Genomic DNA, 24,517 nt, shown 5'->3' on the forward strand with positions numbered 1-24,517 from the left:
GGACAATGATACCACCAGTCCCGTCCAAAGTGGGTAACATTTCCAGTAGCTTACTCGGCTTTATCCGCTGATATCAGGCTCAGGGATAAGGCCACAATACCTTCGTCCAGCTGAATATCAACGTCAAATCCAAGTTTTCGCGCCAGGGTCACCATACCGCGATTGTTAGGCATAGTAATGCCATTGAGGCGTAACAATCCGTGATCTCGCGTATAACTGATGAGTTTTTCCAGCAGCCGTCGCCCCAGACCCAACCCTTTCAGATCGGAGCGCACCAGCACAGCAAACTCCGCATCAACATTATCCGGGTCGGAAATAGCACGCGTAACGCCGAGGATCTCATCGCCCTTATCGGAACGACGAACGGCGACAAATGCCATTTCTCGATCGTAGTCGATCTGGGTCATATTGGCTAAATCATCGTGGGTAAATTCGTTGATTTCGCTAAAATAGCGATAGTAAAGATCCTCTTTCGTTACCTGAGAGATGAACGTGCGCAGCTGCGGTTCATCTTCCGGCAGGATAGGGCGGAACAACGCGCGCTCTCCGTTTTTCATCTCCACCCACTCCTCCAGTTGCAGAGGATACGGGCGGATCGCAAGGCGGCTCTCTCTGTCACCCTCGAAAGGCGCGATATCCAGCGTGACGTCCAGGGCCGTAAACTCACTGCCGGAGGCGAGCAGCGGGTGGATGTCCAGCCGCTGGATCTCCGCGCAATCAACAATCAGGTTAGACACCTGCACCAGGAACTGACTCAACCCGGCAATATCAAGAGGGCGCAGCGCGCTTCGGCCCCGGATTTTTTTGCTTTTGATGGCCTGGATGATCAGATAGCGTGCCAGGTTCATGTTCAGTGGTGGCAAAGCCACGACCGCCTGCTCCTCAGGACGCCACTCGACGCCACCTTCCCCCAGCATGATAAGCGGGCCAAAGACAGGATCGTATTCAACCACCACGCGCAGCTCCTGAGCGCCCGCGCGATTAGCCATGCTTTGCACCAGCAACCCGTGGATCCGCGCCTGAGGCCAGGCCATTTTGACCCGGTCGAATATGGCATCAGCGGCTTGCTGTACCTCGGTCGCAGTCCGCAGATATAACATCACCCCCTGGACATCAGACTTATGCGGGATGTCCGGTGAGCGAAGCTTGAGGGCAACGGGATAGCCAATCTGTTCGGCAATATGCACGGCTTCGGCGCTGTCGCCGGCAATCCAGGTGGGCAGGGTTTGCATCCCGTAACTGCCCAGAATCGGCTGCACTTCGTGCGTATCAAGCGAGGTGGCTCCCTCTTCGATAGCCTGCTGTAAAAGCCGGTGAACATCCGCCGTGTTCGCCGTCAGGTTCCCCGGTAAAGCCGGGGTTTCACGGAGCTGCTTCTGGTTGCGGCGATACTCCACCATATGCATGAACGCCGTAATCGTGCCTTCCGGAGTGCGGTAGGTGGGCAGACCGGCTTCACTGAACAGGCGTCGTGCCTCCTGGGAAGAGAACTCACCGCACCAGTTGGTCAGCAGAGTGACATATTTACCACGAGGATGGTTCCGGACAGCGTCAATCAGTGCGCGTGCGCTTTCACTCCCGGGAGCGACCGCGCTGGGGGAGTGAATAATCATCAGCGCGTCGAAATCCTGGCTATCCAGTAAAAGGGAGATCGCCCTGATATAGTGATCGCTACTGGCATCATCGCGCAAATCGAGGGGATTGCCCGGGCTAACGCTTGCCGGCAGTGCCTCTTTCAGGCGTTGTAGCGTCTCCTCACCCAGGGTGGCCAGCTTGCCATTGCGCAGCCACAGTTCATCCAGTGCAAGTGCGGCAGGAGCCGCGCCATTACTGACAATCATTAACTTCTCACCGCGTAACGGACGCATATGGCTTAACGTCTCGACGGCGGAAAAAAGCTCGTGTGTATCCTGAACCCGCAGCAAACCCGCGCGTTGAATCGCGGCATCCCAGGCGGGATCCATGCCGGAATGCGACTGCAGCAGACGCTGGGCGGCGGGGCTACGCCCGCTTTTGATCACCAGAATCGGTTTGTTACGGGACGCGCTACGGGAAGCTGACACAAAACGACGGGCGTCGCTCAGGTGCTCAAGATAAAGAAGAATGGCGCTGGTTTTGCTGTCGCGAGCCAGAAAATCGAGCAGTTCATCAACGTCGATGTCCAGGCTGTCACCCAGAGCAATGAAGTAGGAAAACCCCATCTCACGCTGTTGCGCCCAGTCGAGGATCGTGTTCGATACCGCAGCCGATTGCGAAATGAAAGCGAGTTTGCCTTTGCGGATAGGAACCGGGGAGAAGCTGGCATTCAGCCCCTGCCACGGGGCGAGCAGGCCCAGACTGTTTGGCCCAAGAATGCGCATCTGGTAGCGACTGGCACATGCCAGAAGCTCCGGCTGCTGTTCGGGCGGAGACGAGAGAATAATGCAGGTTTTACATCCTTTCCTGCCGAGCGACTCCAGCAGGGCTGGATTACGTTTCGCATTTGTACACAGGATGGCAAGGTCCGGTATGAAAGGCAGGCTCTGCACGTCCGGCCATGCCAGCACCCCCTGAACAGCCTTATAGGCAGGCGTCACGGGCATGACGGGGCCATTAAATCCGCCGGCCAGCAGGTTACGCATCATCAGATAGCCTGCGCGATCTGGTTTCATTGATGCGCCGATAACGGCAATGGATTTAGGACGAAGTAGCGCTTCTAACCCTCGCTGGCTCATGCAGGCCTCCTGTGAATGCAAGCGACCTGATGATTTTAAACGTTTTCTGTCTCAGTTGCTGTGACGCTGCCCTTATGAACGGTTTTTCCTGCCAGGTAACGTTCACGAAAGCGGGAGAAATGGCTCCCCAGCGCACCTGCCGCGACGGTATCTCCCGCTAAATCCAGAAGGGCAATCGCCACTTCAGCGGTACAGTACTGCCCGTCAGCATGCGCTTCTCGCAGGCGGTAGGCCGAGACGCGTGAAAGGTCGACCGAAATCACCGGCAATGAATCGAGATAAGGACTTTTGCGGAACATTTTTCGCGCTTCGGTCCAGGTTCCGTCCAGCATAATAAACAGCGGCGGTTTATCTGATGGCGGTGCCGAAAGCACCTGGCGATCTTTGCCAGCATACGAGGCCGGAAATACGACCATTGGCTGATAGTCCGGGTTTGCTACTAAGTCGAGCAGGGCTTGAGGCGGTTCCGTGCGTGACCACTGAAATGCCGCGGTATCCGGCAGAATGTCGGCAATAAGGCGTCCGGTATTGCTGGGTTTCATTGGTTCGGTATCGAACATGACCAGGCAAAAACGACTCTTCGCGGTGCTCGGCGCAAGGGTCTCGCACAGACAAACTTTTAGCGGCAGCAGACAACGCTGACAGCGGCGAATACGATTGCCGCGGGCAAGAAAAGGGCGAGTCGCGCGGGCCAGGCGTGTGGCGCGCAGTTGAAGAACAGCGTTATCAGTCATGGGCGAAGTGCAGGAAAAACCCTATTTTCGCAGAGGAAGGAACGGGGCACAAGATGCGCCCCGTTAATGTTACAGTGATTCGTTTAACCAGCTATCAAACGGTGCTTTAGGAACGGCACCGTTAAGCATGTCGATCACTTCACCATTTTTGAAAATCATGATGGTTGGGATGCTGCGAATGCGAAAGCGTGCGCTCAGCTCACGTTCTGCTTCGGTATTGACCTTAACAAAACGCATTTTGCCGCTACGTTCTTCGGCAACATCTTCGAAGACTGGCGCGAAGCTACGGCACGGACCACACCACGGTGCCCAAAAATCGACAACCACCGGAAGATCGTCCTTGAGAAGTTTGTCCAGCGTAGCACCCGTAGCGTTGATAACATCGCCATCAAACAGTTCATGGCCACAACGCCCGCATTTCGCACCATCTTCAATCCGATCGTCCGGAATGCGATTAAGAGCCTGACAGTTGGCACATACGGTATTCATAACTAACCTCTGATAGAGCCGTGGGACAGCGGCAGAATGCCGATAATGTTTCTAATATGTTACATATTATCATTCAGCCTGTTTGAAACGACAATGCGTTTTATTCAATGAGAACAATAGTCACAGGCTTTTGTACGAATTTATGGCTATGAGCTTGCACATCGGGTAATCTGCGCGCTTCGCGCAGCGCTGGTGGAGAAAAGCATGAACGACGAAATGAAAAACAAAAGCGGCAAGGTCAAAGTGATGTATGTCCGCAGTGATGATGACTCTGATAAACGCACCCAAAATCCGCGTACCGGAAAAGGTGGCGGGCGTCCGGCGTCTTCTCGTGCAGACGGTGGCCGTCGCCCCGCCCGCGATGACAGAAATAACCGCGGTGATGACCGCAAACGTGATGACCGCAAGCGTGACGATCGCAAACGCGATGATTTCTCGCGCGAGGGTTCATCCCCCTGGCGTACCGTTTCTCGCGCCCCTGGTGATGAGGCGCCTGAAAAAGCCGATCACGGCGGTATCAGCGGGAAAAGCTTTATTGACCCGGAAGTGCTGCGCCGTCAGCGTGCAGAAGAGACCCGAGTCTATGGCGAGAACGCCTGCCAGGCGCTGTTCCAGAGCCGTCCTGAGTGCATCGTTCGCGCATGGTTTATCCAGAGCGTAACCCCGCGCTTTAAAGAAGCGCTGCGCTGGATGGCGGCAAACCGTAAAGCCTACCATGTGGTGGATGACGCTGAGCTGACGAAAGCATCAGGCACTGAACACCACGGTGGCGTGTGCTTCCTGATCAAAAAACGTAACGGGACTACCGTACAGCAGTGGGTTAGCCAGGCGGAAGCCGATGACTGCGTGCTGGCACTTGAAGATGTGGGCAACCCACATAATCTGGGTGCAATGATGCGTAGCTGCGCGCACTTTGGCGTGAAAGGCGTGCTGTTACAGGATGCCGCGCTGCTGGAATCTGGTGCCGCGATCCGTACCGCAGAGGGCGGGGCAGAGCATGTTCAGCCGATCACCGGCGACAGCGTTCTGGATGCCATTGAGCAGTTCCGTAATGCGGGATATGCCATCGTCACAACCTCCAGCCATGCCGCTACGCCGCTGTTTAAAGCGACACTGCCGCGTAAAATGGTGCTGGTGCTGGGTCAGGAGCGTGATGGCCTGTCCGATGCTGCGCTTTCCAGCGCGGATCTGAGCGTCTCTATCGACGGTACAGGCAATGTTGAAAGTCTGAACGTTTCCGTTGCGACTGGCGTACTGCTGGCGGAATGGTGGCGTCAGAATAAAGCATAAGACTGTGCGTCGGATGTGCCCGCTAACGGGCACATCCGATGCGTTACTCACTCTCAGCCGGTAACACTGGCATCCAGTCAATTGGCGTTTCGCCACGTTTTTCCAGCCACTCGTTCGCCAGAACAAAATGATTACAACCAAAGAAACCACGATGCGCTGACAGCGGTGACGGATGCGGTGCCTTCAGGACATGATGACGCTGCCTGTCGATAATCGCCCCTTTCTTCTGCGCGTGGGAACCCCACAGTAAAAACACCACCCCTTCACGATGCTGGTTGATAAGGCTGATGACTTTATCGGTAAAGGTTTCCCAGCCCAGGCTGGCGTGAGAATGTGCCTGACCGGCACGTACGGTGAGTACCGTATTCAGTAACAGCACGCCCTGGCGCGCCCAGCTTTCCAGATAACCATGCGTGGGCCGGGTAAACCCGGGCACGGTCTTTTCGAGTTCTTTGTACATATTCAGAAGCGAAGGGGGGATAGCAACCCCAGGACGTACAGAGAAAGCAAGCCCGTGAGCCTGTCCCGGTCCGTGGTAAGGATCCTGACCGAGGATAACCACTTTCACATCGCTGAGTTCGGTATAGCGAAACGCGTTGAAAACATCTTTTTGTGGCGGATAAATCGTCTGGCCAGACTGCCGCTCTGCCGCAACGGTGCTGAGGGTGTTAATAAAATAGGGCTGCTGTTTCTCTTCTGCCAGCACATCGTGCCAGGTCAACGGTGTCGTCATCTCGCTCTCCTGCGAATCACATTCTGCGCCTAGCTTAACCGCTAAAACCCGGGGTGCAAAATCCCAGGCATAAAATCACCGTAAGTCATTCAATTTATTTTGAATAGATGCGAAAGGAGTTGAGCTGGCAAAGCAATGAAATTGATCTGGGACAATAAAATCAAACCACACTCTTTGTGTGGTTGGTGTTTTTGTTGATTTAAATCAATAAATGACCGGGGTGCGAGTGATATATATACACACAAGAAACAATGGTTTTACCAATTGGCCGCGCGAGGCCGACACCAGTTAATGTAGCCTAAGGGAGGCAACACATGATTACAGGTATCCAGATTACTAAAGCTGCAAATGACGACCTGCTCAACTCTTTCTGGCTGCTGGACAGCGAGAAAAATGAAGCGCGCTGTGTAGTAGCGAAAGCGGGTTTTGCTGAAGATGAAATCGTTCCGGTGAACAAACTGGGCGAAATCGAATACCGTGAAATCCCAATGGAAGTAAAACCGGAAGTGCGCGTTGAAGGTGGTCAGCACCTGAACGTGAACGTGCTGCGTCGTGAAACGCTGGAAGATGCGGTTAAGCACCCGGAAAAATACCCACAGCTGACCATTCGTGTATCAGGTTATGCAGTACGTTTTAACTCTCTGACCCCGGAACAGCAGCGCGACGTTATTGCGCGTACCTTTACTGAAAGCCTGTAAGGTTTCAGTCTCGGGGGTGGAATAAAAAAGCCGGGGTTTTCCCCGGTTTTTTTTTACTCTTCAGTTTTCGTCTCTGGTGCGGCAGAGCTTGGTTTACGGCGTTTACCAATATTCTTGGTATCGCGGTGGCGCTGCTTCACGCGCGGCTTCTCTTTTTCTTTCTCTTTTTTCTCAGCACGTTTTGCGAGCGCTTTTTTAGACGGTTTGCCCGTCATTTTTTCACTCGGTGCACGTGTGGTCGGGCGAAGCTCATCAATAACGCGTGCTTTCAGTGGCTCATCAACGTAGCGGCCAATTTTCTGCAGCAGCAGGTAGTCATGCGCTTCGACCAGAGAGATCGCGATACCTTTGCGTCCGGCACGACCGGTACGGCCAATGCGGTGCAGATAGGTGTCGCCGCTGCGTGGCATATCGAAGTTAATGACGTGACTGACGTCCGGAATGTCGATCCCGCGTGCAGCAACGTCTGTTGCGACCAGCACGTTCACGCGACCATCAGTCAGACGTTTAATCCCTTCGGTACGCTTAACCTGCGCCATCTCGCCTTCGAGATAGCAGTTATTGATTCCGGCATTACGCAGCATTTCAGCCAGTTCATGCACACGCTCGCGCTTACGCACAAAGACGATGGTACGGGTGGCATCGTCCTGCTTCAGCAGGTGCTTAAGTAACTCAACCTTGTGTTCAAGGTTATCTGCACGGTAATACCACTGGTGGATCTTCTTGCGCTCGCGCGTGGACGGCGTCGCGGAAACTTCCACCGGATCTTCAAGCAGGCGCTCTGCGAAGTCTTTGATCGCGTCCCCTTCAAGGGTGGCAGAGAACAGCATCGTCTGGTTACGCCAGCGTGTCTCACCCGCGATATGTTCGATATCCTGCGCGAAGCCCATGTCCAGCATGCGGTCAGCTTCATCCAGAATCAGTGTTTCTACCGCGCGGCAGTCGAAGTTCTCTTCTTTAATGTACTGCAGCAGGCGACCGGTCGTCGCAACGACGATGTCCTGGTTTTCGCTGAACACTTCGGCGTGGTTCATATACGCAACGCCGCCAGTGATCGTGGCGATATCCAGATGGGTATTGGCCGCCAGCTCTCGGGCGTGATCGGCAACCTGCATCGCCAGCTCGCGCGTCGGCGTCAGAATCAAAATACGCGGCGGGCCTGATTTTTTACGTGGAAAATCGAGCAGATGCTGCAACACAGGCAGCAAGTAAGCTGCTGTCTTCCCCGTGCCGGTTGGCGCAGAACCGAGCACATCGCGGCCCTCAAGCGCAGGCGGAATGGCCGCTGCCTGAATGGCGGTCGGGCGTGTAAAGCCTTTGCTCTCAAGTGCATTGAGCAGGCTTTCATCGAGTTCAAGTTCGGAAAAAGTCGTTACAGTCATGTTCTACCTCTGTGTGGGGCGCTGATTATAGACGTTACGGCTGTAATCTTCATCTGTTTGTATGGATATCGCTTTGCGGCCACTTCGCTTTCCCCTATGCTACTCCAGTTTCACTTAGAAGGTTGCCCTGACATGTCTCAACTCAAAGCGCAGTTGCGCCGCGATGGTTTTACGTTTAAACAATTTTTTGTCGCTCACGATCGCTGTGCCATGAAAGTCGGTACAGACGGTATTTTACTGGGTGCCTGGGCACCTGTCGCAGGTGTAAAGCGTATTCTGGATATTGGGACGGGCAGCGGGCTGTTGGCGCTGATGCTGGCGCAACGTACCGAAGCGCATGTCACCATAGATGCGGTGGAGCTGGATGCGCAGGCGGCAGAGCAGGCGAGTGAAAATGCGGCTGAATCTCCGTGGGCCGCCCGGATTAACGTTGAATGTGCAGATGTGCTCGACTGGACGCCGGAGCAAACCGCGCGTTACGACCTGATTGTCAGCAATCCTCCCTACTACGCGCCCGGTGTTGAGTGCGGAACGCCTGAGCGTGAACAGGCCCGTTATACCGGCTCCCTCGACCATAAGGCGCTGCTGATCAGTGCCGCAGAGCTTATTTCAGAAGAGGGGTTTTTCTGCGTGGTTCTGCCAGAAAGCACCGGCAATGCGTTTATTGGCATAGCGCAAGAGATTGGCTGGAAATTACGTTTACGCACCGATATTGCGGATACCGAAGGGCGATTGCCGCACCGCGTGCTGCTGGCGCTCTCACCTAAAGAAGGTGAATGCTTTAACGACCGAATGGTGATCCGTGGGCCAGACCAGCGTTATTCCGAAGATTACACCGCTCTGACCCAGGCGTTTTATCTGTTTATGTGAACCTGCGGGGAGAGGATCGACGGGCCGGACTCGGCCAGCTGATCGGGGTAGTCGAGGGTATAGTGCAAACCGCGGCTCTCTTTGCGCATCATCGCGCAGCGAACAATCAATTCGGCAACCTGAACCAGATTGCGCAGCTCCAGCAGATTATTGGATACGCGGAAATTGGCATAATATTCATCGATTTCCTGCTGCAGCATCGTGATACGGCGTAATGCGCGTTCGAGACGTTTCGTGGTCCGCACAATCCCGACGTAGTCCCACATAAACAGCCGCAGTTCGTGCCAGTTATGCTGAATAACGACCAGCTCATCCGGGTTCTCCACGCGGCTTTCATCCCAGGCAGGCAGATTTTCTGTCTGACGGGCGTAAGGCATGCGCTTCGTGATATCTTCCGCGGCAGACCAGCCGTAAACCAGACACTCCAGCAGTGAGTTCGACGCCATCCGGTTCGCGCCATGAAGTCCGGTATAACTTACTTCACCGATAGCATACAGGCCATCCACATCGGTGCGACCATGATCGTCAACCATTACGCCCCCGCAGGTATAGTGGGCGGCAGGCACGATGGGCACCGAATCGCGGGTTAAATCAATCCCCAGACCCAGCAGCTTTTCGTAGATCATCGGGAAATGCTGGCGGATAAACTCTGCCGGCTTATGGCTGATGTCCAGATACATGCAGTCCACGCCAAGACGCTTCATTTCATGGTCGATGGCGCGGGCAACGATATCACGCGGTGCCAGCTCGCCTCTGGGGTCAAAGTCCGGCATAAAGCGGGAGCCGTCAGGGCGTTTCAGGTATGCGCCTTCACCGCGCAGGGCTTCCGTCAGCAGGAAATTACGCGCCTGAGGATGGAACAGGGCGGTCGGGTGAAACTGGTTGAATTCAAGGTTTGCCACGCGACAACCGGCGCGCCAGGCCATGGCGATCCCGTCTCCGGAGGCAATATCGGGGTTGGTGGTATACTGATACACTTTGGATGCACCGCCAGTCGCCAGTACCACGGCTTTCGCCTGACAGGTCTCAACCTTCTCTTTATTGCGATTCCAGACCCAGGCACCCACGACACGACGCGTACCCGGAAGGCCAATCTTGTCGGAAATAATCAGATCAACGGCATTGCTGCGCTCAAGGACCCGAATGTTAGGATGGCTGAGGGCTTTGCTGACCAGCGTGGTTTCGACTTCTTTACCGGTAGCGTCTGCGGCATGCAGGATACGGCGGTGGCTATGCCCGCCTTCGCGGGTCAGGTGGTAGCTCTCTTCACCGTTTGGCTGCACCTGTGTATCAAATAATACGCCCTGATCGATCAACCACTGCACGCAATGACGGGCATTACTGGCCACAAACTCTGCGGCATGTGCATCCACGATCCCGGCCCCGGCAATCAGTGTATCGTCGACATGCGACGCAATGCTGTCTGTCTCATCAAACACGGCGGCAATACCGCCCTGGGCATAAAACGTAGAACCTTCACTTATCGGCCCTTTGCTCAGAACGATAACGCTCTGATGTTCGGCCAGACGCAGTGCCAGGGAGAGACCGGCAGCGCCGCTACCGATGATCAGTACATCACAATGCAGTTCAGGTGTTGTGTTCATGATTTTTGTTTAATTTACTAAACAGTGTTTGGTCAGAATAGCATCCGAATGCGAGATATCGCACGTTTTTTTTGATATGAGTTGTAACCGCTAAACTCGAGGCGGAGGATTAAAACCACGTAAAAGAAAGAAAATATTTTGCGAAGCAGATCGTTAGCGTCAGATTTTGTGGTGAAATAAAGACTGGGTTGCGTTACTCTTCTGGCGGGAAAAGAGATGTTTCTTGTCATAAAGTGGTGCGTATCGTGAACAGACTTATAATGAGAGAAAATGAACAGTCTGCGGCGCGATGAACAAAAACAAAGGCGTTACGGAACTTATTGAAGATCAGACACTCTAATTCGGTGCTTGCTCAAAGTGCGGTTTTTTAAGAGTGGCGTTTCGATAACGCGTGGAATTTAGGTTTGGGGAGACATTACCTCGGATGAGCGAGCAGTTAACGGACCAGGTCCTGGTTGAACGGGTCCAGAAGGGAGATCAGAAAGCCTTTAACTTACTGGTGGTGCGCTACCAGCATAAGGTGGCGAGCCTGGTTTCCCGCTATGTACCGTCAGGCGATGTGCCTGATGTAGTACAAGAGTCTTTTATTAAGGCCTATCGCGCGCTGGATTCATTCCGGGGAGATAGTGCTTTTTATACCTGGCTGTACCGTATTGCGGTCAATACGGCAAAGAATTATTTGGTCGCTCAGGGCCGCCGTCCGCCTTCAAGTGATGTGGACGCAATCGACGCCGAAAACTTCGAAAGTGGCGGTGCGCTGAAAGAAATTTCGAACCCTGAGAACTTAATGTTGTCAGAAGAACTGAGACAAATCGTTTTTCGCACGATCGAGTCGCTCCCGGAAGATTTACGCATGGCAATTACGTTACGGGAGTTGGATGGTCTGAGCTATGAAGAGATAGCCGCCATCATGGATTGTCCGGTCGGCACGGTACGTTCACGTATTTTCCGTGCGCGAGAAGCAATTGATAATAAAGTTCAACCGCTTATCAGGCGTTGACGATAGCGGGATACTGGAAAAGGTATTAGGCATGCAGAAAGAAAAACTTTCCGCTTTAATGGATGGTGAAACGCTGGATAGTGAGCTGCTCAACGAGCTGTCTCATTCTCCCGAAATGCAAGAGACCTGGGAGAGTTACCATCTCATCCGTGACACCCTTCGCGGTGACACCGGCGAGGTTCTCCATTTCGATATCTCAGCTCGCGTGATGGCGGCCATTGAAAATGAGCCTGTCCGTCAGACCACTCCGCTGATTCCTGAAGCTCAACCTGCGCCTCACCAGTGGCAGAAAATGCCGTTCTGGCACAAGGTGCGTCCGTGGGCCAGCCAGCTCACCCAAATGGGTGTGGCTGCATGCGTATCGCTTGCAGTTATCGTTGGCGTCCAGCACTATAATACTCAGTCTGAAACTAATCAGCAGCCAGAAGCGCCAGTGTTCAACACACTGCCGATGATGGGCAAAGCCAGCCCGGTAAGTTTGGGTGTTCCGGCTGATGCATCCGCCAGCGGCGGCCAGCAACAGCAGGTTCAGGAGCAACGCCGTCGCATTAATGCGATGTTGCAGGATTACGAGTTGCAGCGTCGTCTGCACTCTGAACAGCTTCAGTTTGAGCAGGCACAAACCCAGCAAGCGGCTGTGCAGGTGCCCGGAAACCAAACTTTAGGAACGCAATCGCAGTAATGAAGCAACTTTGGTTCGCCATGTCTCTGATGGCGGGTAGCCTGTTCTTCTCTGCCAACGCCTCGGCTGATGTTTCATCCGGGGCGTTGTTGCAGCAAATGAATCTGGCCAGCCAGTCACTCAATTACGAGTTGGCATTTATCAGTATCAATAAGCAGGGCGTCGAGTCGTTACGATACCGCCATGCCCGTCTTGATAACCAGCCACTCGCCCAGCTTTTACAGATGGATGGCCCGCGTCGGGAAGTTGTCCAGCGTGGTAACGAAATCAGTTATTTCGAACCCGGTCTGGAGCCTTTCACACTGAATGGCGATTATATCGTCGATTCTCTGCCATCGCTTATCTACACCGACTTCAAACGTCTTGCGCCTTACTATGATTTCATTTCGGTAGGGCGTACGCGCATTGCGGACAGACTGTGCGAAGTAATCCGCGTTGTTGCTCGTGACGGAACGCGTTACAGCTATATCGTCTGGATTGACGCCGAAACCAAGCTGCCAATGCGTGTAGACCTGCTTGACCGTGATGGTGAAACGCTGGAACAGTTCCGCGTTATCTCCTTTAGCGTAAACAATCAGGTGGGTAATAGCATGCAGAATCTGGCGAAAGCCAGCCTGCCGCCACTGCTTTCGGTACCGGCGGGTGATTCCGTCAACTTCAACTGGGTTCCTTCCTGGATCCCGCAAGGGTTTAGCGAAGTCTCCAGCAGCCGTCGACAACTGCCAACCATTGAAACACCGGTTGAATCGCGTCTTTATTCCGATGGTTTGTTCAGTTTCTCGGTGAACATTAACCGCGCATCGGCAAACAGTTCTGAACAAATGCTTCGTACCGGACGCAGGACGGTCAGCACCACGGTTCGCGATAACGCAGAGATCACCATTGTGGGTGAATTACCGCCACAAACGGCGAAGCGTATTTCCGACAGCATTAAATTCAGGACTGCACAATGATTAAAGAGTGGGCTACGGTCGTATCGTGGCAGAATGGCATTGCGCTGGTGAGCTGTGATGTTAAGGCCTCATGCAATAGCTGTGCTTCCAGAGCCGGTTGCGGTAGCCGCGTGCTGAACAAGCTCGGGCCGCAAACCTCGCATACCATTTCCGTGCCAAGCGATCGGCCGCTGATGGTGGGGCAAAAGGTGGAGCTGGGAATTGCAGAAGGTAGCCTGCTCACGTCCGCCATGCTGGTTTATCTCTCTCCGCTGGTGGGGCTGTTTGTTATGGGCGGCGTATTCCAGATGCTGTTTGGTACCGATGTGGCCGCCATGTGTGGTGCGGCATTGGGCGGCGTAGGGGGATTCTGGCTGGCCAAAGCTCTCTCCCCGAAGCTTGCCGCACGCGAAGAGTGGCAGCCTGTTATTCTCAGCGTTGGGCTGGCACCCGACCAGCTTCGTGTTGAGACGCTCTCTTCTGAGGCCCGGTGATCCATCGGGCTTTGTCCTTTTTTACGTCCTAAAACAGAAAACGTCATTTCTTCACGCTATACCTGGCGCTAAGTACATTTCCAGGTAACGGGGATGTAGTGTAGAATGCGGCGTTTTCGCACTGAAAAACGTCAGGCTAAGAACAGCGGCCTCCAGGAATTCGTAAGGCATAATTATTTAACTATATGAAGAACATACGTAACTTTTCGATCATTGCTCACATTGACCACGGTAAGTCGACGCTGTCTGACCGTATTATCCAGATTTGCGGTGGCCTGTCTGATCGTGAAATGGAAGCCCAGGTTCTGGACTCCATGGACCTGGAACGCGAACGCGGTATCACCATCAAAGCGCAGAGCGTTACGCTTGATTACAAAGCGGCTGATGGCGAAATCTATCAGCTGAACTTTATCGACACCCCAGGCCACGTTGACTTCTCCTATGAAGTTTCACGCTCGCTGGCGGCCTGTGAAGGCGCGCTGCTGGTTGTGGATGCCGGGCAGGGCGTTGAAGCCCAGACCCTGGCAAACTGCTACACCGCGATGGAAATGGATCTCGAGGTTGTTCCGGTTCTGAACAAAATTGACCTGCCAGCTGCCGATCCTGAGCGCGTAGCGGAAGAGATTGAAGATATTGTCGGCATCGACGCGACCGATGCGGTGCGCTGCTCCGCTAAAACAGGCGTGGGCGTTACCGACGTGCTGGAACGCCTGGTGCGTGATATTCCGGCACCAGAAGGTGACCCGGATGCCCCGCTGCAGGCGCTGATCATCGACTCCTGGTTTGATAACTACCTGGGCGTTGTCTCGCTGGTGCGTATTAAAAACGGCACCATGCGTAAAGGCGACAAAATCAAGGTAATGAGTACTGGCCAGGTTTACAACGCTGACCGTCTGGGTATCTTCACGCCAAAACAGGTTGACCGTACCGAGCTGAAATGTGGCGAAGTAGGCTGGCTGGTCTGCGCCATTAAAGACATCCTCGGCGCGCCAGTGGGTGATACCCTGACCGGTGCACGTAACCCGGCAGACAAAGCGCTGCCAGGCTTTAAAAAGGTTAAACCGCAGGTTTACGCGGGTCTGTTCCCGGTCAGCTCTGACGACTATGAAAACTTCCGCGATGCGCTCGGCAAGCTGAGCCTCAACGATGCTTCCCTGTTCTATGAACCAGAAAGCTCCACGGCGCTGGGCTTCGGCTTCCGCTGCGGCTTCCTTGGTCTGCTGCACATGGAGATCATCCAGGAGCGTCTGGAGCGTGAATACGATCTGGATCTGATCACCACGGCACCGACCGTTGTGTACGAAGTGCAGACCACCAACAAAGAGATCGTCTACGTCGATAGCCCGTCCAAGCTGCCGCCACTGAACAATATCGAAGAACTGCGCGAGCCCATTGCAGAGTGTCATATGCTGCTGCCGCAGGAGTTCCTAGGTAACGTTATTACGCTGTGTATTGAGAAGCGTGGCGTACAGACCAACATGGTTTACCACGGTAATCAGGTTGCGCTGACGTACGAAATCCCTATGGCGGAAGTGGTCCTCGACTTCTTCGATCGTCTGAAGTCTACCTCTCGTGGCTATGCGTCACTGGATTACAACTTCAAACGCTTCCAGGCGTCTAACATGGTGCGTGTGGACGTGCTGATCAACGGCGAGCGTGTGGATGCGCTGGCACTGATCACTCACAACGACAATGCGCCATACCGTGGCCGTGAGCTGGTTGAGAAGATGAAAGAGCTGATCCCGCGTCAGCAGTTTGATATCGCGATTCAGGCCGCCATCGGTAACCACATTATTGCCCGTTCTACTGTGAAACAGCTGCGTAAAAACGTTCTGGCGAAATGCTACGGCGGTGACGTCAGCCGTAAGAAAAAGCTGCTGCAGAAACAGAAAGAAGGTAAGAAGCGTATGAAGCAGGTCGGTAACGTCGAACTGCCGCAGGAAGCATTCCTTGCCATCCTTCATGTTGGTAAAGACGGCAAATAACCCTAAGGAGTTGGCATGGCGAACATGTTTGCCCTGATTCTGGTCATTGCTACCCTGGTGACAGGTTTGTTGTGGTGTCTGGATAAGTTTATTTTCGCCCCAAAACGCCATGAACGTCAGGCTGCCGCACAGGCAGCCACTGGCGATGGGCTGGACGCGAAAACCCTGAAGAAAGTCGGCCCGAAACCGGGCTGGCTGGAAACCGGGGCATCGGTATTTCCGGTGCTGGCGATTGTGCTGGTTGTCCGCTCGTTTATTTACGAGCCGTTCCAGATCCCGTCTGGTTCAATGATGCCAACGCTGCTGATTGGCGATTTTATTCTGGTTGAGAAGTTTGCCTACGGGATTAAAGATCCGATCTACCAGAAAACGCTGATCGAAACCGGTCATCCGAAACGTGGCGACATCGTGGTGTTTAAATACCCGGAAGATCCGCGTCTGGATTACATCAAGCGTGCAGTGGGTCTGCCGGGTGATAAAGTCACCTACGATCCGGTGGCGAAAGAAGTTACCGTTCAGCCTGGCTGCAGCTCCGGTACCGCGTGTGAAAACGCGCTGCCAATCACTTACTCAAACGTTGAGCCAAGTGATTTTGTGCAGACCTTTGCTCGCCGTAACGGCGGTGAAGCGACCAGCGGTTTCTTCCAGGTGCCCAAAGGAGAGACCAAAGAGGACGGTATTCGCCTGGTGGAACGTAAAGAGACGTTGGGTGATGTGACCCACCGTATCCTCACCGTGCCAATCGCGCAGGATCAAGTGGGGATGTACTACCGGCAGCCAGGCCAACAGCTGGCCAGCTGGATCGTACCACCGGGACACTACTTCATGATGGGTGATAACCGCGATAATTCCGCGGACAGCCGTTACTGGGGCTTTGTGCCGGAAGCGAATCTGGTAGGTAAAGCGACCGCTATCTGGATGAGTTTTGAGAAGCAGGAAGGCGAATGGCCTACCGGCGTTCGCCTGAATCGTATCGGCGGGATCCATTAATTCTCATTAAATGAACGCGTAGCCGCGTTAATTAGCGGCTACGTGAATTATTTCAGCGATAAATCTCTTTGGACTAACGACATCCCCTGTCGTTGTGTATAGAATATTCCCCCGAAGTTTAAGGTTGGCCCTGCAAGGGTGCCACGGCACACGAAACCGCGTTGGTCTTCTCAGGTCGGTTTCGTGTGCTGCATTTTTGACGCATTCATTTACTGGTATCGCATGAACCCCATCGTAATTAATCGGCTTCAACGGAAGCTGGGCTACACTTTTCATCATCAGGAGTTGTTGCAACAGGCATTAACCCACCGCAGTGCCAGCAGCAAGCATAATGAGCGCCTCGAGTTCCTGGGTGACTCTATTTTAAGTTTCGTGATCGCGAATGCGCTTTATCATCGTTTCCCACGTGTGGACGAAGGTGATATGAGCCGCATGCGCGCGACGCTGGTTCGGGGTAATACCCTGGCGGAAATCGCTCGTGAATTTGAACTGGGCGAATGTCTGCGACTTGGGCCGGGTGAACTGAAAAGCGGCGGCTTCCGTCGTGAATCTATTCTTGCCGACACGGTCGAAGCATTAATTGGTGGTGTGTTCCTGGACAGCGATATTCAGACTGTAGAAAAGCTGATCCTTAACTGGTATCAAACCCGTCTGGACGAAATCAGTCCGGGCGATAAACAAAAAGATCCGAAAACGCGTCTGCAGGAATATTTGCAGGGTCGCCACCTCCCGCTGCCATCCTATCTGGTGGTGCAGGTGCGGGGTGAAGCGCACGATCAGGAATTTACCATCCATTGCCAGGTCAGTGGCCTGAGTGAACCGGTGGTCGGCACAGGTTCTAGCCGTCGTAAGGCTGAACAGGCTGCCGCCGAACAGGCGTTAAAAATGCTGGAGCTGGAATGAGCGAAGAAAAAACGTATTGCGGGTTTATTGCCATCGTCGGACGTCCGAACGTTGGCAAATCTACCCTGTTGAATAATCTGCTTGGGCAGAAAATTTCCATTACTTCCCGTAAGGCGCAGACCACGCGTCACCGCATCGTCGGTATCCACACGGAAGGCGCCTATCAGGCGATCTACGTTGATACCCCGGGCCTGCACATTGAAGAGAAGCGCGCCATCAACCGCCTGATGAACAAGGCGGCGAGCAGCTCGATTGGCGACGTAGAGCTGGTGATTTTCGTGGTGGAGGGCACCCGCTGGACGCCTGACGACGAAATGGTGCTGAACAAACTGCGCGACGGTAAAACGCCGGTGATCCTTGCGGTCAACAAAGTGGACAACGTGCAGGAAAAAGCCGATCTGCTGCCGCACCTGCAGTGGCTGGGAAGCCAGATGAACTTCCTTGATATCGTCCCGCTGTCTGCCGAGACCGGTCTGAACGTCGATACTATCGCAGGCATCGTGCGCAAACATCTGCCGGAAGCGATTCATCACTTCCCGGAAGATTACATCACCGATCGTTCTCAGCGCTTTATGGCCTCTGAGATCATCCGTGAAAAACTGATGCGTTTCCTTGGCGCGGAACTGCCGTACTCCGTAACGGTTGAGATTGAACGTTTTCAGACCAACGAACGCGGCGGCTATGACATCAACGGCCTGATCCTCGTTGAGCGCGAAGGGCAGAAGAAGATGGTGATCGGCAACAAAGGTGCCAAGATCAAAACCATCGGCATTGAAGCGCGCAGAGACATGCAGGACATGTTTGAAGCCCCGGTTCACCTTGAACTGTGGGTGAAGGTGAAATCAGGCTGGGCCGATGATGAGCGTGCATTGCGCAGCCTCGGTTACGGCGACGACGTCTAAGACTGAACATCGTGGATGGATGGCAGCGTGCCTTTGTCCTCCATAGCCGTCCGTGGAGCGAGACCAGCCTTATGCTGGACGTTTTCACGGAAGAGTCGGGCCGTGTGCGCCTTGTTGCTAAAGGCGCACGTTCCAAACGCTCCGGCCTGAAGGGTGCCTTACAGCCTTTCACTCCGCTGCTGGTACGCTTCGGTGGGCGTGGGGAAGTCAAAACCCTGCGCAGTGCCGAAGCCGTCTCTCTGGCGCTCCCCCTTTCTGGTATCACGCTGTACAGCGGTCTCTATGTCAACGAACTCATCTCACGTGTTCTGGAGCATGAGACTCGCTTCTCTGAACTTTTCTTTGATTACCTGCACTGTATCCAGGCGCTGGCCGGCGCTACCGGTACGCCCGAACCTGCCCTGCGTCGTTTTGAACTGGCGCTGCTTGGACACCTGGGCTATGGGGTCGATTTTTTGCATTGTGCAGGGAGCGGAGACGAGGTAGAGGATGCGATGACCTATCGCTACCGTGAAGAAAAAGGCTTTATCGCCAGCGTTGTGATAGATAACAGCACCTTTACCGGGCGACAGCTTAGAGCGCTGTATGCGCGCGAGTTTCCCGATCAGGATACCCTTCGCGCAGCAAAACGCTTTACCCGGATTGCGCTCAAGCCGTATCTTGGCGGCAAGCCCTTAAAGAGCCGCGAATTGTTCAGGCAGTTTATGCCGAAACGTTAACGTATCAGACCCTCGCTCCAGCCCTCTCATTGAGGGAGAGGGAGGCAGGGACACGAACTAAAATACCGAGGATTGTCATGGCTGAATTACTGTTAGGCGTCAACATTGATCACATCGCCACGCTGCGTAATGCACGCGGCACGGCTTATCCCGATCCGGTTCAGGCGGCGTTCATCGCTGAGCAGGCTGGCGCCGATGGCATTACCGTTCACCTGCGTGAAGACCGCCGTCATATTACCGACCGCGATGTGCGCATTTTGCGTCAGACGCTGGACACCCGCATGAACCTGGAGATGGCGGTCACGGAAGAGATGCTGACGATTGCCTGCGAGACGAAGCCGCATTTCTGCTGCCTGGTACCGGAAAAACGTCAGGAAGTGACCACCGAAGGGGGCCTGGACGTGGCGGGTCAACGCGACAAAATGCGTGATGCCTGCAAGCGTCTGGCTGAGGCAGGTATCCTGGTCTCTCTGTTCATCGACGCCGATGTAGCACAGATCAAAGCGGCTGCCGAAGTGGGCGCGCCCTATATTGAAATTCATACCGGCTGTTACGCTGATGCGAAAGACGAAACTACGCAGGCCAAAGAGCTGGAGCGTATCGCCAATGCGGCCACCTATGCCGCGAGCCTGGGTCTGAAAGTTAACGCCGGGCATGGCCTGACCTACCATAACGTCAAGGCTATTGCAGCCCTGCCAGAAATGCATGAGCTGAATATCGGCCACGCTATTATTGGCCGTGCGGTAATGAGTGGCCTGAAAGAGGCGGTCTCAGAAATGAAACGCCTGATGCTGGAAGCGCGTCAGTAATGGCTATTCTGGGCTTAGGCACCGATATCGTTGAAATAGCCCGCATTGAAGCGGTGATCGCCCGTAGCGGCGATCGCCTGGCACGACGCGTGTTGAGCGATAACGAATGGGCCATCTGGGAGACGCATCAGCAGCCGGTACGTTTTCTGGCCAAGCGCTTTGCCGTCAAAGAGGCGGCAGCCAAAGCCTTCGGCACCGGTATTCGTAACGGTCTGGCGTTTAACCAGTTTGAAGTGTTTAACGATGAGCTGGGTAAACCACGCCTGCGTTTATGGGGTGAGGCGCAAACGCTGGCAGAGAAACTCGGCGTAAATCACATGCACGTGACGCTCGCCGATGAACGCCACTACGCCTGCGCGACGGTGATTATCGAAAGTTAAAGTTTGTCCGCGTGATGCAGCAGGACAAACTTATCCCAAAGCTGCTCTTCGCTCTCGACGTGTGCCGGATCTTTCAGGATGGTATTGGGGATTGGGCACACTTTCTGACAGGTCGGTGTTTCGTAGTGGCCGATGCATTCGGTGCAGCGGTCGCTGTTAATCTCATAAATGCTCTCGCCCATCGAAATCGCCTGGTTCGGGCATTCCGGTTCGCACATATCGCAATTGATGCATTTTTTGGTGATTAACAGCGCCATCAGGAAATTCTCAGAAACAACACAAACAGGGCGGGCATTATACGCTCATTACCTGTTCAAACCAGTTTTTTTACCAGCTCTTCACTGTGCCGGATACGCTCTGGCGCGTGCTCCAGATCCTGTTGCACCAGGGCCATAAACAGCAGGTCGGTCAACATCATTTGCGCACTTGTCGAGGAGATCGCCGCGCTGCGCGTAGCCTGCTCTTCCGCGATCGTATATAAACAGCGCGTAGCCCGCTGCTGCAGCGCGTTGGGAGTAAACCCGGTGATGGCCAGAATCTTACCGCCTACGCGTAAGGCTTCATCGGTAGCCATATTGATCTCGCGGCGTTCGCCGGAATAGGAGATCGCCAGCAGCAGATCGTTAGCATCCATCGCCTGCACGGTTGCCAGCAGGGCGTGCATATCCTGCTCGACAATGGCGTTGTAACCTATTTTTGTCAGCTTCCAGCCAAAGTTACGTGCCACCAGTCCGGACGCGCCTATCCCGGTCAAAATAATACGTCGCGCTGCACGCAGCATCGCCACGCTTTCCAGTAATTTTTCTTCAGTATTCACATCAAGGGTGGCATGCATGGCCGCGACATTCTCTTTGATGAGCTTCTCTCCCACCAGACGCATCGGGTCATCGCCACGAATCTGATTATGTACCGGCATCGACTGCGGATTGGGGTTACTCACCAGCGCTTCGCTAATCGCCAGCTTGAGAGCCGGGAAGCCTTTAAAGCCAATCTTCTGGGCAAATTTCACCACGCTCGACTGACTCACTCCGGCCTCACTCGCCAGCTGCTGCGAGCTGAGATGGCGGGCATGGTCGGGCTGAGAGAGCAGAAAATCCGCCAACTTTTTATCGCTTTGAGCAAAGCCTGCATAGCGCTGGCGAATGCGAATTAAACAGTTCATAGGTTCTCCTGGCGAAATTGTGATTGTCTGCGCAAATACGAATTTTGCTCGCCTGAATGAATTTTATATTCCATTATAGTGAGATTATTATGAATTAAAAATTCTTGAGGTACAAAAGATGAATCTTGGCTCACTTGTTTCTGAAACGCGTAACCCACAAACCATGGATCTGGATGCGCTCAGCACCCTGGAACTGGTTAACCGTTTTAATCAACAGGATACGCTGGTCGCGCAGGCAGTGAAAGAGACATTACCGGAGGTGGCGAAAGCCGTCGATGCGGCGGCGGAAGCACTGAAGGCCGGTGGTCGCATTATCTACATGGGCGCCGGAACCAGCGGGCGTCTTGGTGTGCTGGATGCCTCTGAATGCCCGCCAACGTTTGGTGTGCCGCACGGTTTGGTGGTCGGGTTGATTGCTGGCGGCCCTGGCGCGCTGCTGAAAGCCGTGGAAGGAGCGGAAGACAACAAACAGCTCGGCGAGGATGACCTGAAGGGGCTAAATCTGACCGCTCAGGATCTGGTTGTTGGGCTGGCGGCCTCCGGGCGTACGCCGTACGTTATCGGCGGTCTGGAGTATGCCAACAAGACGGGCTGCACCACGGTGGCGATTTCCTGTAATCCTGGCTCGCCGATTGCGCAGGTCGCTGCTATCGCTATCTCTCCGGTTGTCGGCCCGGAAGCGTTAACCGGCTCTACGCGCCTGAAATCCGGCACCGCGCAAAAGCTGGTGCTCAACATGATCTCCACTGGCGCGATGGTGAAGTTTGGCAAGGTTTATCAGAACCTGATGGTGGATATGCAAGCGACCAACGTCAAGCTGGTGGACAGAGCCTGCCGTATGGTCATGGAGGCGACAGGAGCAAGCCGCGAAGAGGCGGAAGCGGTACTGAAACAAACCGATCACGATGTTAAACCGGCCATTCTGATGATCCTGAGCGGACTGGACGCTGCGGCCGCCAGAGCAAGGCTCAATGCCCATAACGGGTTCTTACGGGCGGCATTAGAAAACTAACAGAGGCGTGTATGGACAAAACAGCAGCGCTCGCCAGCGATATCCTGCAGGGGATCGGTGGGGAAAAAAATATTCAGCGTCTGGAAAACTGCATGACGCGCGTGCGCGTCGAGGTGCATAACGACGAGCAGCTTGATGTGCCGCGTCTGAAGCAGCTTTCCGGCGTGAGTGGTTACGTTAAACAGGGGCAACAGCACCAGCTGATTGTCGGGCCGGGAAAGGCGGCGCAGGTTGTGGATGCCATGCGTGCGCTGATGGTCGGCGGCGAAAGCGTGGCGATCGATGACGTCGAACGTACGAAGGCGCAGGCAAAGGCCCGATACAAAGCCCCCATGAGCGATGCGCTGCGACAACTGGCCAACGTCTTTATTCCGCTGATCCCGGCGTTTATTGCCTCTGGCTTAATCACCGGGATCATCAATATTCTTAAGCGTCCGGATATCGTAGGGGACTTCGCGACCCAGTATCCTAATTTATTAGGCATTCTCGGGATTTTCGGCAGCGCCGTGTTTGCCATCATGAACATTCTGGTGGGGGTCAACACCGCGAAGGTCTTTGGCGGCTCGCTGGCCATGGGCGGGGTGATGGCAGGTATTCTGTCCAGCCCACAACTGGCGCAGATAACCCTGTTTGGTGAGGCGCTCCAGCCTGGCCGCGGCGGGGTGATTGCCGTGCTGCTGGTGGTCATCCTGATGTGCTGGATCGAGAAGAAACTGCGCACCCTCCTGCCTGGATCAATTGAGCTGATCCTCAATCCACTGTTAACGACATTGATCACCGGTAGCGTGGCTATTGTGGCGTTGCAACCGCTGGGGGGCTGGATCTCTGAGGCCATCGCCCATGGCGCATCGCTGGCTATCGATCGCGGCGGTCTGTTAGTGGGTGCCGTGCTGTCAGGCACCTTCTTGCCGCTGGTACTGACCGGTCTGCATCAGGGGCTGGTGCCGATCCACGTCGAGCTGGTGCAGGCGCACGGTTACAACGCGCTGCTGCCCATCCTGTCGATGGCTGGCGTGGGGCAGGTCGGGGCGGCGATTGCCGTACTGATGAAAACCCGCAACGCGCGGCTGAAAAAAGTGATCAAAGGTGCGCTGCCGGTCGGATTACTCGGAATTGGCGAGCCGCTGATTTTCGGCGTCACGCTGCCGCTGGGGAAACCGTTCCTCGGTGCTTGCCTGGGGGGGGCGGTAGGCGGAGCGCTGATCAGCTACTGGAAAGTGGCAACGGTGATCACCTTCGGGATCTCCGGGCTGCCGCTGGCGCTCACCATCGTGACCGGAAAAGTTATGCTCTGTCTGTTAGGCTATCTGGTAGCGGTGATCGCCGGGTTCCTGTTTACCTGGCTGTTAGGATTCAACGATCCAGAGGAGTAAGGTTTGGCAAATCACGAGCGTCGCGTTGTTTTTTTCGACCTGGACGGTACGCTGCATCAGCAGGATATGTTTGGTACGTTTATGCGCTACCTGCTGCGGCGTCAGCCTTTGAATGCGCTGCTCGTATTACCTCTCTTACCCGTAATTGGCATTGCGTTGCTGCTAAAAGGTCGGGCAGCGCGCTGGCCAATGAGCCTGTTGCTCTGGGGCTGTACCTTTGGACGCAGCGAAGCGCGGCTTAAACAGCTTCAGCAGGACTTTGTGCACTGGTTTCGCGGGCATGTGACCGCGTTTCCGGTTGTTCAGGCAAGGCTCACCAGCTATCTCGACGCGAACGATGCCGACATCTGGTTGATTACCGGATCCCCGCAAGCGCTGGTGGAACAGGTCTATTATGATACCCCGTGGCTGCCGCGGGTGAATCTTATCGCCACGCAAATTACCCGCGGGTATGGCGGATGGGTACTGACCATGCGCTGCCTGGGGCATGAAAAGGTGGTGCAACTGGAGAAGCGAATCGGTACGCCACTGCGTCTTTACAGCGGCTACAGCGACAGCAAGCAGGACAACCCGCTGCTCTATTTTTGCCAGCATCGCTGGCGCGTCACGCCCGCAGGCGAACTTCAGCAACTCGAATAGTCTTATCTATAGCGGGTGTGT

The 24,517-nt window shown here is 54.6% G+C and carries 25 protein-coding genes; 17 read left to right on the plus strand and 8 right to left on the minus strand.

Annotated features, from left to right (window positions below; genetic code table 11):
- Nucleotides 1-50: 50 nt before the first annotated feature.
- From AM410_RS13020 to trxC, 3 genes are all read right to left on the minus strand, one after another.
- Nucleotides 51-2,714: a bifunctional acetate--CoA ligase family protein/GNAT family N-acetyltransferase gene (locus AM410_RS13020; protein WP_025203442.1), complete on the minus strand. Its 2,664-nt coding sequence runs from the start codon at nt 2,712-2,714 to the stop codon at nt 51-53.
- 35 nt (nt 2,715-2,749) lie between these two features.
- The gene (gene tapT, locus AM410_RS13025; protein ID WP_073396264.1) at nt 2,750-3,448 is read right to left on the minus strand and encodes a tRNA-uridine aminocarboxypropyltransferase; all 699 of its coding nucleotides are present in this window, start codon (nt 3,446-3,448) and stop codon (nt 2,750-2,752) included.
- 69 nt (nt 3,449-3,517) lie between these two features.
- Nucleotides 3,518-3,937: a thioredoxin TrxC gene (gene trxC / locus AM410_RS13030; RefSeq protein ID WP_014171226.1), complete on the minus strand. Its 420-nt coding sequence runs from the start codon at nt 3,935-3,937 to the stop codon at nt 3,518-3,520.
- Nucleotides 3,938-4,141: 204 nt separating this feature from the next.
- On the opposite strand from trxC, the gene AM410_RS13040 reads away from it, so the two are divergent.
- Nucleotides 4,142-5,227: a tRNA/rRNA methyltransferase gene (locus AM410_RS13040; RefSeq protein WP_025203443.1), complete on the plus strand. Its 1,086-nt coding sequence runs from the start codon at nt 4,142-4,144 to the stop codon at nt 5,225-5,227.
- 43 nt (nt 5,228-5,270) lie between these two features.
- Here AM410_RS13040 and ung read toward each other — a convergent pair whose 3' ends face one another.
- On the minus strand, nt 5,271-5,960 hold the full coding sequence (gene ung, locus AM410_RS13045) for a uracil-DNA glycosylase (protein WP_073396262.1): 690 nt from the start codon (nt 5,958-5,960) through the stop codon (nt 5,271-5,273).
- Between the two features lie 314 nt (nt 5,961-6,274).
- Here ung and grcA point away from each other — a divergent pair, with 314 nt between their 5' ends.
- A complete protein-coding gene (gene grcA, locus AM410_RS13050; protein WP_013098327.1) occupies nt 6,275-6,658 on the plus strand; it encodes an autonomous glycyl radical cofactor GrcA in 384 nt (127 codons plus the stop codon).
- Between the two features lie 53 nt (nt 6,659-6,711).
- Here the strand turns inward: grcA and srmB are convergent, their stop codons facing one another.
- A complete protein-coding gene (gene srmB / locus AM410_RS13055; RefSeq protein ID WP_020882998.1) occupies nt 6,712-8,040 on the minus strand; it encodes an ATP-dependent RNA helicase SrmB in 1,329 nt (442 codons plus the stop codon).
- Nucleotides 8,041-8,172: 132 nt separating this feature from the next.
- On the opposite strand from srmB, the gene trmN reads away from it, so the two are divergent.
- Nucleotides 8,173-8,910: a tRNA(1)(Val) (adenine(37)-N(6))-methyltransferase TrmN gene (gene trmN, locus AM410_RS13060; protein WP_032680478.1), complete on the plus strand. Its 738-nt coding sequence runs from the start codon at nt 8,173-8,175 to the stop codon at nt 8,908-8,910.
- Here the strand turns inward: trmN and nadB are convergent.
- Nucleotides 8,895-10,514 carry an L-aspartate oxidase gene (gene nadB, locus AM410_RS13065; RefSeq protein WP_020883000.1) on the minus strand — a complete coding sequence of 540 codons (1,620 nt, stop codon included), beginning with the start codon at nt 10,512-10,514 and terminating at the stop codon, nt 8,895-8,897. The genes trmN and nadB overlap by 16 nt on opposite strands.
- A 424-nt stretch (nt 10,515-10,938) precedes the next feature.
- Here nadB and rpoE point away from each other — a divergent pair, with 424 nt between their 5' ends.
- The 11 genes from rpoE (at nt 10,939) to acpS (ending at nt 20,310) form a co-directional block, all read left to right on the plus strand.
- Nucleotides 10,939-11,514, plus strand: coding sequence for an RNA polymerase sigma factor RpoE (gene rpoE / locus AM410_RS13075; protein ID WP_006176728.1), 576 nt, complete (start codon nt 10,939-10,941; stop codon nt 11,512-11,514).
- Nucleotides 11,515-11,545: 31 nt separating this feature from the next.
- Nucleotides 11,546-12,196, plus strand: a complete 651-nt coding sequence (rseA, locus tag AM410_RS13080) for an anti-sigma-E factor RseA (protein WP_025203448.1) — start codon at nt 11,546-11,548, stop codon at nt 12,194-12,196.
- Complete coding sequence (gene rseB / locus AM410_RS13085; RefSeq protein WP_047955969.1) at nt 12,196-13,149, plus strand: sigma-E factor regulatory protein RseB; 954 nt, start codon at nt 12,196-12,198, stop codon at nt 13,147-13,149. The genes rseA and rseB overlap by 1 nt, the downstream gene beginning before the upstream one ends.
- Nucleotides 13,146-13,622: a SoxR-reducing system protein RseC gene (gene rseC / locus AM410_RS13090; protein WP_014171217.1), complete on the plus strand. Its 477-nt coding sequence runs from the start codon at nt 13,146-13,148 to the stop codon at nt 13,620-13,622. The genes rseB and rseC overlap by 4 nt, the downstream gene beginning before the upstream one ends.
- A 185-nt stretch (nt 13,623-13,807) precedes the next feature.
- The gene (gene lepA / locus AM410_RS13095; protein ID WP_014171216.1) at nt 13,808-15,607 is read left to right on the plus strand and encodes a translation elongation factor 4; all 1,800 of its coding nucleotides are present in this window, start codon (nt 13,808-13,810) and stop codon (nt 15,605-15,607) included.
- Between the two features lie 15 nt (nt 15,608-15,622).
- On the plus strand, nt 15,623-16,597 hold the full coding sequence (gene lepB / locus AM410_RS13100) for a signal peptidase I (protein WP_014171215.1): 975 nt from the start codon (nt 15,623-15,625) through the stop codon (nt 16,595-16,597).
- A 222-nt stretch (nt 16,598-16,819) separates the two neighbouring features.
- Entirely contained in the window at nt 16,820-17,500 is a 681-nt protein-coding gene (rnc, locus tag AM410_RS13110) for a ribonuclease III (RefSeq protein WP_003860711.1), read from the plus strand.
- Nucleotides 17,497-18,402, plus strand: coding sequence for a GTPase Era (gene era, locus AM410_RS13115; protein WP_073396259.1), 906 nt, complete (start codon nt 17,497-17,499; stop codon nt 18,400-18,402). The genes rnc and era overlap by 4 nt, the downstream gene beginning before the upstream one ends.
- An 11-nt stretch (nt 18,403-18,413) precedes the next feature.
- Nucleotides 18,414-19,121 (plus strand): DNA repair protein RecO, encoded by a 708-nt coding sequence (gene recO, locus AM410_RS13120; RefSeq protein WP_014171211.1) that lies wholly within the window; start codon nt 18,414-18,416, stop codon nt 19,119-19,121.
- 77 nt (nt 19,122-19,198) lie between these two features.
- Nucleotides 19,199-19,930 carry a pyridoxine 5'-phosphate synthase gene (pdxJ, locus tag AM410_RS13125; protein WP_014171210.1) on the plus strand — a complete coding sequence of 244 codons (732 nt, stop codon included), beginning with the start codon at nt 19,199-19,201 and terminating at the stop codon, nt 19,928-19,930.
- Complete coding sequence (gene acpS / locus AM410_RS13130; protein ID WP_014171209.1) at nt 19,930-20,310, plus strand: holo-ACP synthase; 381 nt, start codon at nt 19,930-19,932, stop codon at nt 20,308-20,310. The genes pdxJ and acpS overlap by 1 nt, the downstream gene beginning before the upstream one ends.
- Here acpS and AM410_RS13135 read toward each other — a convergent pair.
- Both AM410_RS13135 and AM410_RS13140 read right to left on the minus strand, forming a co-directional pair.
- Entirely contained in the window at nt 20,307-20,567 is a 261-nt protein-coding gene (locus AM410_RS13135; protein ID WP_020883006.1) for a YfhL family 4Fe-4S dicluster ferredoxin, read from the minus strand. The genes acpS and AM410_RS13135 overlap by 4 nt on opposite strands.
- Before the next feature lie 56 nt (nt 20,568-20,623).
- The gene (locus AM410_RS13140) at nt 20,624-21,472 is read right to left on the minus strand and encodes a MurR/RpiR family transcriptional regulator (RefSeq protein ID WP_014171207.1); all 849 of its coding nucleotides are present in this window, start codon (nt 21,470-21,472) and stop codon (nt 20,624-20,626) included.
- A gap of 118 nt (nt 21,473-21,590) precedes the next feature.
- On the opposite strand from AM410_RS13140, the gene murQ reads away from it, so the two are divergent.
- Genes murQ through yfhb form a run of 3 tightly spaced genes read left to right on the plus strand, consistent with a single transcriptional unit; the run spans nt 21,591 to nt 24,496 of the window.
- Nucleotides 21,591-22,484 carry an N-acetylmuramic acid 6-phosphate etherase gene (gene murQ, locus AM410_RS13145; RefSeq protein WP_014171205.1) on the plus strand — a complete coding sequence of 298 codons (894 nt, stop codon included), beginning with the start codon at nt 21,591-21,593 and terminating at the stop codon, nt 22,482-22,484.
- A gap of 11 nt (nt 22,485-22,495) precedes the next feature.
- The gene (locus AM410_RS13150) at nt 22,496-23,857 is read left to right on the plus strand and encodes a PTS transporter subunit EIIC (RefSeq protein WP_108647944.1); all 1,362 of its coding nucleotides are present in this window, start codon (nt 22,496-22,498) and stop codon (nt 23,855-23,857) included.
- A gap of 3 nt (nt 23,858-23,860) precedes the next feature.
- On the plus strand, nt 23,861-24,496 hold the full coding sequence (gene yfhb / locus AM410_RS13155; RefSeq protein ID WP_020883009.1) for a phosphatidylglycerophosphatase C: 636 nt from the start codon (nt 23,861-23,863) through the stop codon (nt 24,494-24,496).
- Nucleotides 24,497-24,517: the final 21 nt, after the last annotated feature.

Origin of the sequence: Enterobacter cloacae complex sp. FDA-CDC-AR_0164 (genome assembly GCF_003071645.1) — a bacterium.
In the GTDB taxonomy this organism is placed as follows: domain Bacteria; phylum Pseudomonadota; class Gammaproteobacteria; order Enterobacterales; family Enterobacteriaceae; genus Enterobacter; species Enterobacter ludwigii.